The 12,506-nt window shown below is 72.1% G+C and carries 12 protein-coding genes; 3 read left to right on the top strand and 9 right to left on the bottom strand.

What is annotated here, in order from left to right; genetic code table 11:
• Positions 1-16: 16 nt before the first annotated feature.
• The 4 genes from QQZ14_RS16130 to QQZ14_RS16115 all read right to left on the bottom strand — a co-directional run bounded on the left by QQZ14_RS16130 (position 17) and on the right by QQZ14_RS16115 (position 6,521).
• Positions 17-373, bottom strand: coding sequence for a hypothetical protein (locus QQZ14_RS16130; RefSeq protein ID WP_284535381.1), 357 nt, complete (start codon positions 371-373; stop codon positions 17-19).
• A 43-nt stretch (positions 374-416) separates the two neighbouring features.
• A complete protein-coding gene (locus QQZ14_RS16125; RefSeq protein WP_284535380.1) occupies positions 417-1,982 on the bottom strand; it encodes a peptide chain release factor 3 in 1,566 nt (521 codons plus the stop codon).
• Between the two features lie 46 nt (positions 1,983-2,028).
• The gene (locus tag QQZ14_RS16120; RefSeq protein WP_284535379.1) at positions 2,029-5,613 is read right to left on the bottom strand and encodes an ATP-binding cassette domain-containing protein; all 3,585 of its coding nucleotides are present in this window, start codon (positions 5,611-5,613) and stop codon (positions 2,029-2,031) included.
• A 62-nt stretch (positions 5,614-5,675) separates the two neighbouring features.
• Complete coding sequence (locus QQZ14_RS16115; RefSeq protein WP_284535378.1) at positions 5,676-6,521, bottom strand: LysR family transcriptional regulator; 846 nt, start codon at positions 6,519-6,521, stop codon at positions 5,676-5,678.
• A gap of 68 nt (positions 6,522-6,589) precedes the next feature.
• On the opposite strand from QQZ14_RS16115, the gene QQZ14_RS16110 reads away from it, so the two are divergent.
• Positions 6,590-7,333 (top strand): SDR family oxidoreductase, encoded by a 744-nt coding sequence (locus QQZ14_RS16110; protein ID WP_284535376.1) that lies wholly within the window; start codon positions 6,590-6,592, stop codon positions 7,331-7,333.
• Between the two features lie 40 nt (positions 7,334-7,373).
• Here QQZ14_RS16110 and QQZ14_RS16105 read toward each other — a convergent pair whose 3' ends face one another.
• Positions 7,374-8,159, bottom strand: a complete 786-nt coding sequence (locus QQZ14_RS16105; protein WP_284535374.1) for a class I SAM-dependent methyltransferase — start codon at positions 8,157-8,159, stop codon at positions 7,374-7,376.
• A gap of 90 nt (positions 8,160-8,249) precedes the next feature.
• Positions 8,250-8,447 carry a hypothetical protein gene (locus tag QQZ14_RS16100; protein ID WP_284535373.1) on the bottom strand — a complete coding sequence of 66 codons (198 nt, stop codon included), beginning with the start codon at positions 8,445-8,447 and terminating at the stop codon, positions 8,250-8,252.
• Between the two features lie 134 nt (positions 8,448-8,581).
• Between QQZ14_RS16100 and QQZ14_RS16095 the strand changes: the two genes are divergently transcribed.
• Positions 8,582-9,631: a DUF4037 domain-containing protein gene (locus QQZ14_RS16095; protein WP_284535372.1), complete on the top strand. Its 1,050-nt coding sequence runs from the start codon at positions 8,582-8,584 to the stop codon at positions 9,629-9,631.
• A gap of 180 nt (positions 9,632-9,811) precedes the next feature.
• Here the strand turns inward: QQZ14_RS16095 and QQZ14_RS16090 are convergent, their stop codons facing one another.
• Entirely contained in the window at positions 9,812-10,615 is an 804-nt protein-coding gene (locus QQZ14_RS16090; protein ID WP_284535371.1) for a GNAT family N-acetyltransferase, read from the bottom strand.
• Between the two features lie 126 nt (positions 10,616-10,741).
• On the opposite strand from QQZ14_RS16090, the gene QQZ14_RS16085 reads away from it, so the two are divergent.
• A complete protein-coding gene (locus tag QQZ14_RS16085) occupies positions 10,742-11,224 on the top strand; it encodes an SRPBCC family protein (protein WP_284535370.1) in 483 nt (160 codons plus the stop codon).
• Between the two features lie 6 nt (positions 11,225-11,230).
• Here the strand turns inward: QQZ14_RS16085 and QQZ14_RS16080 are convergent, their stop codons facing one another.
• Both QQZ14_RS16080 and QQZ14_RS16075 read right to left on the bottom strand, forming a co-directional pair.
• Entirely contained in the window at positions 11,231-11,728 is a 498-nt protein-coding gene (locus tag QQZ14_RS16080) for a pyridoxamine 5'-phosphate oxidase family protein (RefSeq protein ID WP_284535369.1), read from the bottom strand.
• 23 nt (positions 11,729-11,751) lie between these two features.
• Complete coding sequence (locus QQZ14_RS16075; RefSeq protein ID WP_284535780.1) at positions 11,752-12,504, bottom strand: glucose 1-dehydrogenase; 753 nt, start codon at positions 12,502-12,504, stop codon at positions 11,752-11,754.
• Positions 12,505-12,506: the final 2 nt, after the last annotated feature.

Here is a 12,506-nt window from a genome sequence, read left to right as displayed (position 1 = left end):
CCCCGGCCCGAGACCGTCAGTCGATGCACTGGCTCCAGACACCGGCGGCCCACCCGCCGTCGCCCGTGCGCCACACCTCGGCCTGGGCCAGGCGCCGGCCGTTGCGGTTGAGCAGGTCGACGATGCGGACGACGTCCTGGTCCCCCAGTCCGATGTCCTCCCCGCGCGCCTGCGTCCGCACCGATGCGACCGCGCCCCAGTCCTCGGTGGCGAGCATCGCGTCCTCCAGGGCATCCCACGTGGGAGCACTGGCCACCGGCACGTAGTGGCTCTCGCAGTCACCGCCGTTGCCGGTGCCGGAGTCGGTGCTGAGACAGCCACCGAGCAGCACGATCGCCAGGAGTACGCCGCCGATCCACGCCCACCGACTCATGCCCGTAGGACGCCGTCTGCGCCCCGACGGTTCCCGACGACGGTCAGCTGCCGCCGGCCGGCAGCGCCTCGAGCATGATGTCGGGGTTGTCCCGAGCCGTGACCATCGCCCGCCATTGGTCGACGAACAGCGCCATCCGCGTGCCGTCGCTGCGCTCGAGCACTTCGACGCCGCGCATCCCGGACAGCGCGGCGGCGCCGGCGGCGTCGGTGCGTCGGGCCACCTGGTAGTCCAGCCGGGAGAACCGGATGGGAGCGTTGAACTCGTTCGTCATCCGGTCCTCGACCACCTCGAACTGCATCGGGCCGACAGCCGCCAGGACCGGGTTCTGGTCGCCCCGCAGGTCGGATCGCAGCACCTGGACCACGCCCTCCTGGTCGAGCTGCTCGATGCCCCGGCGGAACTGCTTGTAGCGGCCGATGTCGCCGGCGCTGGCGGTCACGAAGTGCTCGGGGGCGAAGCTGGGGACGGGCGGGTACTCGATGGGCTCGCCGACGTACACGGTGTCGCCCACGTGCAGGGCCTGCGCGTTGACGAAGCCGATGATGTCGCCGGGCTCGGCGTGCTCGACCGAGGTGGTCTCGCGTCCGAACACGGCCTGGGCGAACTTCGTCGTGAACGGACGCCCGGTCGTCGCGTGGGTGACGACCATGCCGCGCTCGAACGTCCCCGAGACGACCCGGGCGTAGGCGAGCCGGTCGCGGTGCGCGGTGTTCATCCCGGACTGCACCTTGAAGACGAACGCACTGAAGTCGTCATCGACCCGGCGGACCGACCCGTCGACCCCCTCGGTCGCGCTCGGACCGGGGGCCAGGTCGAGCAGCAGGTCGAGCAGCTGCGCGACGCCGAAGTTCTGCAGCGCCGAGGCGAACATCACCGGCGTGGTCTCCCCCGCCAGGAACCGCTTCTGGTCGTGGTCTGCCTCGTCGAGGGTGAGCAGCTCGTGCTCCTCGATCGCCGCCGCCCAGCAGGCCGCGTCGGCCTCCTCGACCAGGTCCGCGGTCAGCCGCCGCTCGGGGGCGCGGGTGGCGCCGCCCGGCGTACGCGTGTACTTCACGAACTCGCCGGTACGCCGGTCCACGACCCCGCGGAAGTCGCCGGCCTCCCCCACCGGCCAGGTGAGGGGCGTGGGCCGGAGCTTGATCTTCTCCTGGATCAGGTCCATCAGCTCGAGCGCCGACAGCCCGGGCCGGTCCCACTTGTTGATGACCGTGATCACCGGGATGCCGCGCAGCGCACAGACCTTGAACAGCTTGAGCGTCTGCGGCTCGAGCCCCTTGCCCGCGTCGACCAGCATCACCGCGGAGTCGACCGCGGACAGCACCCGGTAGGTGTCCTCGGAGAAGTCGCTGTGCCCCGGGGTGTCGACGAGGTTGACCACGTGGTCGCGGTAGACGAACTGCAGTGCGGCCGACGTGATCGAGATGCCGCGCGCCTTCTCCATGGCCATCCAGTCGGACACGGTCGCGCGCCGGTCTCCCTTGCCGTGCACGGCGCCGGCCTCGGTGATCACGCGTGCGTGCAGCGCGAGGGCCTCGGTGAGCGTGGACTTGCCCGCGTCGGGGTGGCTGATCACGGCGAAGGTACGTCGGGGGCGGGTGTCGGGCACCGAGCGAATCTACCGGCTGGGCGGGCCGACTCCCGCTTCGTCGGCGTCAGCCGGCGAGGTGACCCCAGGTGGAGCCGATCTCCCTCCAGGGACCGACGGCGGCGACGGCGCCGTCGACGAGGACGACGACCCGGTCGGCGCGGGCGAGGGCGGCCCGCTTGGCGGAGGCGCCGATCACCGTCGTTCGCCGCTCGCGCAGCGCGTCCCAGAGCTCGATCTCGGTGGCCGCGTCGAGTGCGCTGGAGACGTCGTCTGCCAGAAGGAGCTCGGCGTCGGCCGCCAGTGCCCGCGCGAGCGCGAGCCGCTGGACCTGACCGCCGGACAGCCGGACGCCTCGGTGACCGACGAGCGCGTCCTTGCCGCCGGCCTCCTCGATGTCGCGGTCCAGGCGGGCGGCGGCGACCGGGTCGTCGAAGGCACGCCGGTGGCTGAGCAGGACGTTGTCGGAGAACGTCCCGGACAGCACCCGCGGCACTTGGGCGACGTGGGCGACCTGGGCGGGCCGCAGGAAGCCCTGCGGATCGGTGACCTCCTGGCCGTTCCAGCGCAGCCCGCCGGAGTGCTCGATCAGCCCGGCGAGCGCCGACAGCAGGCTGGACTTGCCCGAGCCGACCTGCCCGACCAGCAGCACCAGCTCGCCGGCCTCGACGGTCAGGTCGACATTGCTCACGCCGATGGTCCCGTCGTCGTGGATCGCCGAGAACCCCGCGAGCTCGAGGCGCTCGAGCGACACGCGACGGACCGGCGCCGGCTCCGGTGCCTCCCCGCTGAGCAGGTCGACCCCCGGCGGGAGGTCCATCAGGTCGGCGCCGCTCGCGAACCGGCTGGTCTCCTTCTGCCAGGCGCGGGTCCCCGGCGCCTCCGTGACCACCATCCCGGCGACGCGGCCGAACCAGTCGAAGCCGCCGACCGCGTTGGCGACGAGCAGCGCGATCGCGAGGCTCCACCCGTCGGCGAAGTAGATCGCCCACGCGGTCACGACGCCGCCCTGGACCATCACCATGGGGACGCCGTCGAGGACGGCCTGGACCCGGTGCTCCTTGACTGCGGCGGCGACGCGGCCCGAGTCCACGCGGCGCAGGTGGGCGTGGACCTCGGGGATCGCGGCCGCGAGCTTGACGGTGCGCACCGAGTCGAGCGCCGAGACGAGCGCGCGCCCGAAGCCTGCCCGCGCGGTCGAGGACGCGGCGGCCGAGCGGCCCGCGATCGGCCGGCCCAGCGTCGAGGCGAGCGCCGAGGTGAGCATCACGGCGAGCAGGACGGCTCCGGCCACCCAGGTGCCGGCCAGCACCGCGGTCACGCTGGCGATCACCAGTCCGTTGAGGAAGTCGACCCACCGGTCGGCGTACCGCGCGTAGCGGTCGGCGTCCATCGACCGGGCCACGACCTCGCCGGGTGGGGTGCGGACGAGCCGGCGCTCCTGGGTCTGGCCCTGGAGCACGGCCATCCGGGCCCGCAGCATGACCTCGATCCACCAGCGCGGGTAGCGGTAGAAGGCGTTGGCCAGCAGGACCGGCGCGGCGAGCAGGCTGACCACGACGGCGCCGGTCAGCCAGGTGGGGCTGCCGCCTTGGCCCAGGTCCTCGACGACGCGCCCCCACAGCAGGCCGGTGACGGCACCCTGGGCTCCGGTGAGCGAGGCGAGCAGGAACAGTACGGCGCCCATGACGCCCCAGGTCGGGCGCACCGCGAGCGCGTGCGCGATGCCGCGGGCCAGCGAGGGTCCGGTGCCGACCTCCTCGACCTCAGGGGGTGGCCCGGAGCGCCGGCGTACCCCGACACCGGTGGGGTCCGGCCCCGAGAGCTCCGATAGCTCGGACAGCTCGGCGGCGGCGCTGCCCTGGGCGTCGACGCCCGCGCCGGCGGGCAGGTCGCCGCCGGGCTCGGTGCGGCTGGCCTCGAGCAGGTCGCGGAACCTGCCGGGGACGGTTGCGAGCTCGGCGCGCGGGCCCGCCTGGACCACGCGGCCCCGGTCGAGCACCGCGACCAGCGGAGCCCGCTCGATCGTGGAGAGCCGGTGCGCGACAAGGATGCCGGTGCGGTCGGCAAGCAGCCGGTCCGCCGCGGCGACCACCCGGGCCTCGGTGAGCGGGTCCATCCGCGCGGTCGCCTCGTCGAGGACGACCACCCGCACGTCGCGCACCAGCAGGCGCGCGAAGGCCACGAGCTGCTCCTCGCCCGCCGACAGCGAGGTGCCGCCGGGGCCGAGGAGGGTGTCGAGACCGTCCGGCAGGCCGGCGACCCAGGCGTCCAGGCCCAGCTCGACCACGGCCGCCTCGACCGTGCCGCGCGGCACGTCGGCGAACAGCGTGATGTTCTCGGCGAGCGTGCCGGCCAGGATCTCCGTGCGCTGCGTGACCACGCCGACCGCGCGACGCAGCACCTGCAGGTCGACGTCACGGACGTCGGCGCCGCCCAGGAACACCGTGCCGCGCGGCGGCTCCATCGCGCGCGACACGAGCGCGGCCAGCGTCGACTTGCCCGACCCGGTGCGACCGACCAGCGCGATCGTCTGGCCAGGCGGGACCCGCAGGTGGATGTCCTGGAGCGCGAAGGCGCCCTCGGCGTACGCGAAGTGCAGGCCGCGCAGCTCCAGGTCGAGCGGCCCGTCGGGAAGCGCGCTGCCGCCCGCGGGCTCGGGCGGGACGGCGAGCATCTGACGCAGCCGGATCACCGCGCCGAGCCCGGCCTGCAGGTCCGGCAGGTGGTTGGCCGCCATCGCGATCTGGCCGACGAACGTCGAGGTGACCAGGAACAGCGTCACCACCTGGGCGACCGACAGGCTGCCTCCCGACGTGAGGGCGACCCCGGCGATCGCGATGCCGGCGAGCAGCCCGTGCAGCAGGAGGCCGGCACGGCGGACGAGGCGGCTCTCGACGAGGACGACCGCGCGGAACTTCGCGTGCACGTCGGCGGAGAGCCGCGCCACACGGCGCAGCACGTGCGCCTGCCCGAGGCTGGTGCGCAGGTCGTCGCGCCCGGCGATGCCCTCCTCGAGCACGGCGGCGTGGTCGGTCCAGGCCATCTCCTCGACGACCTTGCGCCGCGAGATCTCACCGAGCAGCGAGCGGATCGCCAGCCAGGTGACGCACGCGAGCACCGGGAAGAGGACGAACGCCGGCCACCACGTGAGACCGGCGACGACCCACATCGGCAGCGCGCCGAAGAGGGTGCGGGCGAGCATCCAGATCTGCCAGCGGACGAGGTTGCCGACCTCGTGGGTGTCGTCGTCGATCCGGTCGAGCACCTCGCCGACCGCCTGCTCGCTGAGCGCGGACAGCGGCTGGCTCAGCGCCGCGCGCAGCAGGTCCTCGCGGAGCAGGCCCTCCGCTCGGTCCGAGCAGCCGACCCACGCGACCTTGCCCGCGGTGTCGACGATGGCGGCGCCGATCACGCACAGCGCGAGCAGCCAGACCAGGTCCCGGGTCGGGTCCTCGGCGAGGCGCCCCGCGACCACCGTGCCCAGCGTCATCCCGATCGCGGCCACCGCCGACGCGCATAGGGCCACGATCGTCACCGGGCTCTTGAGCCGCCCCGGGCCGATCCTGCGCGAGTGGTCGACCACGGGAGCCGTCGGGTGCTGCTGACCGGAGGGGGCGGTCTCGGGGGTGGCGGTCGTGGTCGCTGTCATGGCCCGCCCACGCTATGCCGTCGCGGGGACAGTTCTCGCCCCGTTTTCGCCGGGCGGGTGGGCTAGAGGCTCGTGGCCGTGCTGACGAAGGCCGCGAGCTCCGTGGACCGGCTCTGCGCCGGCCACGCGACGAGCGTGCTCACCGGCGGCGCGTCCACCAGCGGTACGGCGGCCACGTCCCCTGCCAGCTGTGTCCGCGCCGACTCCGGCGCCACCAGGAAGGTGCGGCCCAGGCCGATGAGCTGGAGCAGCTGGGCGGTGTCGCGGACAGCAGGCCCCGGACCGTCCGGGTAGGTGCCGTCCGCCTCGGGCCAGCGCGGCGCCGGCAGCTCGATCGCATCGAGGTCGGCCTGCCGGACGTGGTCGCGGGCCGTCAGCGGGTGCCCGGCGGGGAGCAGCACCACCTGGTCCTCCGCCATCAGCAGCTCGGTGTCGAAGCCGACGACGTCGTCGTACGGCAGGTGCAGGATCGCTACGTCGGCACGGCCGTCGCGCAGGGTCCGCGCCTGCTCCCCCGGACCGCACAGCAGCACCTCGACGGGTACGGCGCCGGGCTCCGCGGCGTACCGGTCCAGCAGCTTGGCGACCAGCTCGTTGGCGGCCCCGGCCTTCGACGCCAGCACCAGCCCGGTGCGCCCGCGCGGGGCCGCCGCTGCCCGGCGGGTCCGGCGCTCGGCCGCGGCCACAGCGTCGAGGGCGGCGCGGCCCTCGCGCAGCAGCACCGCGCCGGCCTCGGTGAGCGTGACCGTGCGGCTGGTGCGCTCCAGCAGCGTCGCTCCGAGGCGCCGCTCCAGCTGGCTGATCGCCCGGGACAGCGGTGGCTGGGCGATCCCGAGCCGCTCGGCGGCACGGCCGAAGTGCAGCTCCTCCGCGACCGCCACGAAGTACCGCAGCTCCCGGGTTTCCATACCGCCAGGGTATCGCCGCCCACCCAAGTGGTGTTGGAGCCGACCTCGCCCGCAGCCACGATCGAGGCATGACTGAGACCACTGACCAGAAGAGGACCGCGCTCATCACCGGCGCCAACAAGGGCATCGGCTTCGCGATCGCCGAGGGCCTGGGCGCCCAGGGCCTCCGGGTGGGCGTCGGCGCCCGCGACGACCTGCGACGGGAGGACGCCGTGGGCAAGCTCATGGCCGCGGGGGTCGACGCGTTCGGCGTACCGCTCGACGTCACCGACGACGAGAGCGTGCGCAGGGCCGCCGCCGTGATCGAGGAGTACGCCGGCGGGCTGGACGTCCTGGTCAACAACGCGGCCATCACCGGCGTGCTGCCGCAGGAGCCCACCCGGGTCGACCTCGACAACATCCGCACCGTCCTCGAGACCAACGTCTTCGGCGTCATGCGCGTCACCAACGCCATGCTCCCGATGCTGCGCCGCTCCCCCGCCCCGCGGATCGTGAACGTCTCCAGCGGCGTCGGCTCGCTGACCCGGCAGGCCGCAGCCGCGGACGAGGACACCGTCGGCCCGATCTCGGCGGCGTACTCGGCCTCGAAGACCTTCCTCAACGCCGTGATGCTCCAGTACGTCCGCGAGCTCGCCGACACCCACATCCTGATCAACGCGGCCTGCCCCGGCTACGTCGCCACCGACCTCAACGGCTTCCGCGGCGTCCGGACGGTCGAGCAGGGCGCGGCCACGCCCATCCGGCTCGCGACGCTGCCGGACGGCGGGCCCACCGGCGGGTTCTTCGAGGACGCCGGGGTCGTCCCCTGGTGACGGTGGCTACCTGGGCTGGCTGAGGACGCATGCCGGCGCCCTACTGCCTGGTCGCCACCACCAGGTAGCCCTCGGCCTCCGGGTCGAACGTGCTCTTCTCGACCCGGAGGCCGAGACGGTGCAGGTCAGACTCGAGCTCGTCGTATCGGTACGGCCAGCACGACAGCACCTCGGAGCGGACATCGACCGACCCGTCCGCCGCGACCTCCGCGACAGCGATCTCGATGTGGTGCTCCTGCTCCCAGTGCGGCGCGATCTCCCAGCGATAGATGACGAGAGCATCGCGGCCATTCCGCCGGACCAGATGGTGACCGATGTCCAACCGGGAGCCGCCAGCGCGCACCAGTTCCCACGTACGGGAGGTGAGCACCAGGCGTCCCCCGGGGCGCAGCAGCCGCGACATCGACTCCAGCGCGACGAACCGGGCTCTCGCCCCCTCGGCATGATGCAGCGAGTTGCCCACGCAGAACACCATGTCGAAGCTGGCGACGTCGAGTTGGTCGGTCAGCTCATGCCAGTCAGATCGGACCGTCCGCACGGATGCGCCGTACTCCTCAGCCAGCTGCTCGGTCCGACCAACCATCGCCGCGCTGGCGTCGGTAGCGACAACCTGCAGGCCGAGTCCGGCGAGACCGACCGCCAGCTGCCCGGTCCCACATGAGCAGTCGAGGACGCGGGCGTCTGACGGGAGGAGACGAGTGACGTCGTCGAACGCCGCGGCGAAGCCGGCCGGCGTCAGCTTCGGGTCCGAGATGAGCCACTCGTAGACCTCGGCAAGCGCCTCATAGCCCGTCACAACGACTACCTCCGTCAACGGCAGACCCACGGTGGCGCACCAGTACATCAGCGGACCACGGCAGTCACCAGCGCTTTCCCGTGGGTCACCCCCGCTGCCGCTGCCGCTGTCGGCGCGGCCTCAGGACGAAGCCTTGGGGCTCTGCACCTCGTCGTGCGTGTACCAACCGATCCTCCAGGCCAAGGGGAAGAAGTGGGCCGCGAGCACCACGACGGCGGACCGTGCTCCTCCTCGCCGCTCACCGATCGCAGTTAGCGTCGCGAGTGCCACGACGACTGCGACCACGAGCATGAGCACGACGATGCCTGCCGGTGTCATGTCAGGACTGTCGCACGGTGCCGACGTCACTCCCACGAGGTTCGCGGATCAGCCGCTGTCCGAGCGAGCGGACATGCCGAGATCCAACCCGAAGACGATGCCGCCGGATCGCGGGCTCGTGCGAGCATCGTTCCGTGGTTCAGACCGGCGAGGGCGTCGCCCTGTCGCGCGCGTACTTCACGGAACTGGTCGCTCCGCTGCTGCGGGAGTCCGCCCCAGAGGTGCGGTATGCAGCCGCGCGCGTCGGAGCGGGGTCAGAGGTCTTGGGCCTGGACGATGCGACATCGCGCGACCACGACTGGGGTCTGCGGCTCCAACTGTTCGTGTCAGAAGCGAGCAGGGGCCAGGTCGAGTCCGTTCTCGACATCCAACTGCCCGACGAGTTCCGAGGGTGCCCCGTTCGATTCGGCTTGTCGGGCGACGCTGCGCAGCGCTTGCGCATCGACGTGATGAGCGTTGACGCGTTCGTCGAGAAGCAGCTCGGGTTCGACCCACGCGGAGGCGGATCGGTCGTCGACTGGCTGAGTCTGAGCGGTCAGGCGGCTCTCGAGGTCACCGCTGGCGCTGTGTTCGAGGACCAGACCGGCGAGCTGACCCGGCTGCGTGAGGCGTTGACCTGGTACCCGGACGACATTTGGCGCTACGTCGTGGCGTGCGACTGGCAGCGCCTGGACCAGGAGCTGCCCCTCGTGGGACGGGCGGGAGGTCGCGGCGACGAGCTCGGGTCGCGTGTCATCGCCGCGCGACTCGTCGACATCGCCGTCCATCTGGCTTTCATGCTTTCCAGGTCCTGGCCGCCGTACGCCAAGTGGCGAGGGTCGGCCTTCGGCCACCTGAGGGGGTGCTCGAGCATCGCCACAGACCTCGGGCTGGTCCTCGCGGCCCGTAGTTGGGAGGACCGTCAAACAGCGCTCAGCAATGCCCTCAACGGCCTGGCCCGCATGCAGGGGCAGTGCGGGCTGCCGGCGCCGAGGGCAGCGGTCGAGCCCTTCTGGGATCGCCCGCACCTTCACCTCTGCCGTGACCTGGTGCCAGCGGTTCTCGAATGCATCGAGAGCCCAGAGGTTCGTGCACTTCCGGTCGGCGTCGGTAGCGCCGAGCAGCAGACCGACAATGTCGACATCCTCGTGCGGCCCGATCGTCGGCGACGGCTGACAGCAGGGACCCTCGGCGCAAACCGGTAATCCCAGGCAGCGCCCGATCTGCCGCGACTCGAGCGTCCGCACGTGCCGATGACAGCGAGCGTTCGGCACAGTGCGCCGATGGGCAGGTGGACCATGGGGTGGGGCGATGACGACAGGGACGTGAAGGCGCCGGCGCTGCCCTACGAGTACTGGGGCGTAGACACCCGGCCCGAGGCGCACTCAGTCGCGCGTCCAGTTGTACGGCGTCGTGGTGGTCACCGCGACCATCCCGCTGCGCTCGAGGATCGGGCGCGACATGTCCGTGCAGTCGCTGTGCAGGTAGGCGACCCCCATGGCCAAGGCCGCACGCGCCCGGGCGGCGACCAGCGCACGGTAGATGCCGCGGCCCCGCCAGGGCGCCAGCGTGGCGCCACCCCAGAGCCCGGCGAACTCCGTGCCCGGCACCACCTCCAGCCGGCCCGCGCAGACCACGGTGCCGTCGGCGTCCTCGGCCAACCACAGACCGGCCAGGTGGGGCGCGGCTGCGAGCCGGCGCGCGAGGTCGCCGTCGTCCGGTCCGGCACTGCGGCCGAAGACGTCGGCCTGCATCCGCGTCACCCTGCCCACGTCGTCCACGAGATCGCCACCGACGCCCGCACGGCGTACGGCGATGCCGGCCGGCAGGTCGGCCGGCCGGTCGAGCGCCTCGGCCCGGCCGATCATGACGGTCTCCGGCAGATCGGGCACGAACCCGTGGGCGACCAGGCGCTCGGGTAGGTCGGCGGGCAGGTCGTGCCCGCGGGTCTTCCACTCGAACGTCGCCACGTCGGTCTCGTCGCGGAACCACGCCACGGTGTCGGCGATGAGCCGGTCGACCTCGTCACCCCCGAGGCCTCCCAGGTCGCGGTAGGAGACGAAGCCGCTCTCGGTGAACACGCCCCGCACGAGCGGGCCGTGGTGGTGCCAGGTGCGGGCACCGACCATCTCCGACTCCAACCGCAGCTGGGAGTCGTAGGCCGCGAGCAGGTCGGTCGTGGGAGTCACGGCCGGAGGCTAGCCGGGCGTCACCGGCGCGGCGACCCGATTTCGATGTCGGGACGATGTCGAGAACCGATCACGAGCTCCGTCCCTGGCGTGAGAACCCTTCGAACCGACGATCAGGAGACCAGGATGAACCACCACGACGCCACCGTCCTTCGCCGCAGCCTGCCGGTCCCGCCCGAGCGGGTCTGGGAGCTGTGGACCACGCCCGCCGGCATCGGGGCCTGGTGGGCGCCCGACGGGTTCCGGACCACGGTCGATGTCCTCGACCTACGGCCGGGCGGGGCCCTCGACTACACGATGACCGCCGTCGGCGCGGACCAGATCGCGTTCATGGAGCAGGCGGGGATGCCGCTGTCGACCCGATCGCACAAGGAGTTCACCGAGGTGGCCGAGCCGACCCGGCTGGCCTATCTGTCGCGGACCGACTTCGTCCCGGGTGTCGAGCCCTACGACCACCTGACGGTGGTCACGCTGGAGCCCACGGCCACGGGGACCGATGTCGTCATGGAGTGCGAGCCGCTCCACGATGAGGTCTGGACCGAGCGGCTCGTGGCCGGACGGGCCAACGAGCTGGACAACCTCGAGCGCCTCGTCGCCGCGGACTCGTGAGCGGGGCTACTCCAGGAACGCGGCCGTGGTGCCGCCGAGCTCCATGGCCGGCAGCCCGAGCTTGCGGTGGTCCCAGGAGCGGACCCGCTGCGGGTCGAGGCGTACGACGACCCGGTTGTGGGCCATGAACTCCACGAACGGCTTCATCTCCTCGGAGTACGGGCCGTTGTAGCGCTCGAAGATGTTCACGCACACGCCCCAGACGACCGACTCGTCCTCGATCACCTCGGCGGTGCCCTCGATGGCCACACCGCGCAGCTGGTCGTAGGTGTGGCCGGCCTCGACGAGGAAGCTGCAGCGCGGGTCGCGGCGCAGGTTCACCGTCTTCTGCGCCTTGCGCTTGGTCTCGAACCAGATGTGGTCGTCCTGCACGGCGTACCACATGCCGACGAGGTGGATCTGGCCCTGCGGACCGAACGTGCCGAGCGTGCACGAGCGCTGCTGGTGGAGGAACTCGACCTGCTCGTCGTGGGTCATCACGACCTGGTCGCGCTGGTTGGCCATGCACGGGACCCTAGCCCCGGGACCTAGCCGCCGAAGGCGTGGGTGGCGGTCACGCCTCCGTCGATCGCGATCTCGGCGCCGTTGATGTACGACGACTCGTCGCTGGCGAGGAACACGTACAGCGGCGCGACGTCCGCAGGCGTCCCGACCCGGCGCAGCGGCACCTTGGAGGCGCCGTACTCCATCGCGGCGTCGCCGCCGTGCACCCGCGTCATCGGGGTGTCGATCATGCCGGGGTGCACGGAGTTGACCCGGATGCCCTTGGGGCCCAGCTCCATCGCAGCACACTTGGTCATGCCGCGGATCGCCCACTTCGTCGCGGCGTAGGCCGTGCAGCCGGGCATGCCGGCCAGGCCCTCGACCGAGGAGGCGTTGATGATCGAGCCGCCGCCGTTCTTGCGCATCGTGTAGGTCACGGCGTTCATGCCGAGGAAGCAGCCGAGCTGGTTGACCCGCCACAGCAGCTCGACCTCGTCGACCGGCATGTTCTCGATCTCGCCGAACCGCAGGATGCCGGCGTTGTTGGCGAGCACGTTGACCGGCCCGAAGCGGGCGTTGGTGTCCTCGACGAGTGCCGTCCACGAGGCCTGGTCGCTCACGTCGTGGTGGGCGAAGTGCGCGGCCTCCCCCAACGAGTCCGCCAGCTCCTGGCCGGCGTCCTTCGCGACGTCGGCGATCACCACGCGCGCACCCTCGGCGACGAACGCCCGGCTGATGCCGGCGCCCTGCCCCATCGCGCCGCCGGTGACGATCGCGATCTTGCCGTCCAGTCTCATCG

Source organism: Nocardioides sp. T2.26MG-1, from assembly GCF_950101795.1.
GTDB lineage: Bacteria > Actinomycetota > Actinomycetes > Propionibacteriales > Nocardioidaceae > Nocardioides.
The sequence above is the reverse complement of the archived record's forward strand: the minus strand, read 5'-3'. Positions and strand labels throughout refer to the sequence as shown.

Excerpts from the sequence above, each read along its gene's own strand:
- QQZ14_RS16130 (WP_284535381.1), bottom strand. The coding sequence starts at position 373 with ATGAGTCGGTGGGCGTGGATCGGCGGCGTACTCCTGGCGATCGTGCTG.
- QQZ14_RS16115 (WP_284535378.1), bottom strand. The coding sequence starts at position 6,521 with ATGGAAACCCGGGAGCTGCGGTACTTCGTGGCGGTCGCGGAGGAGCTG.
- QQZ14_RS16080 (WP_284535369.1), bottom strand. The coding sequence starts at position 11,728 with ATGGCCAACCAGCGCGACCAGGTCGTGATGACCCACGACGAGCAGGTC.
- QQZ14_RS16120 (WP_284535379.1), bottom strand. The coding sequence starts at position 5,613 with ATGACAGCGACCACGACCGCCACCCCCGAGACCGCCCCCTCCGGTCAG.
- QQZ14_RS16110 (WP_284535376.1), top strand. The coding sequence starts at position 6,590 with ATGACTGAGACCACTGACCAGAAGAGGACCGCGCTCATCACCGGCGCC.
- QQZ14_RS16075 (WP_284535780.1), bottom strand. The coding sequence starts at position 12,504 with ATGAGACTGGACGGCAAGATCGCGATCGTCACCGGCGGCGCGATGGGG.
- QQZ14_RS16085 (WP_284535370.1), top strand. The coding sequence starts at position 10,742 with ATGAACCACCACGACGCCACCGTCCTTCGCCGCAGCCTGCCGGTCCCG.
- QQZ14_RS16100 (WP_284535373.1), bottom strand. The coding sequence starts at position 8,447 with ATGACACCGGCAGGCATCGTCGTGCTCATGCTCGTGGTCGCAGTCGTC.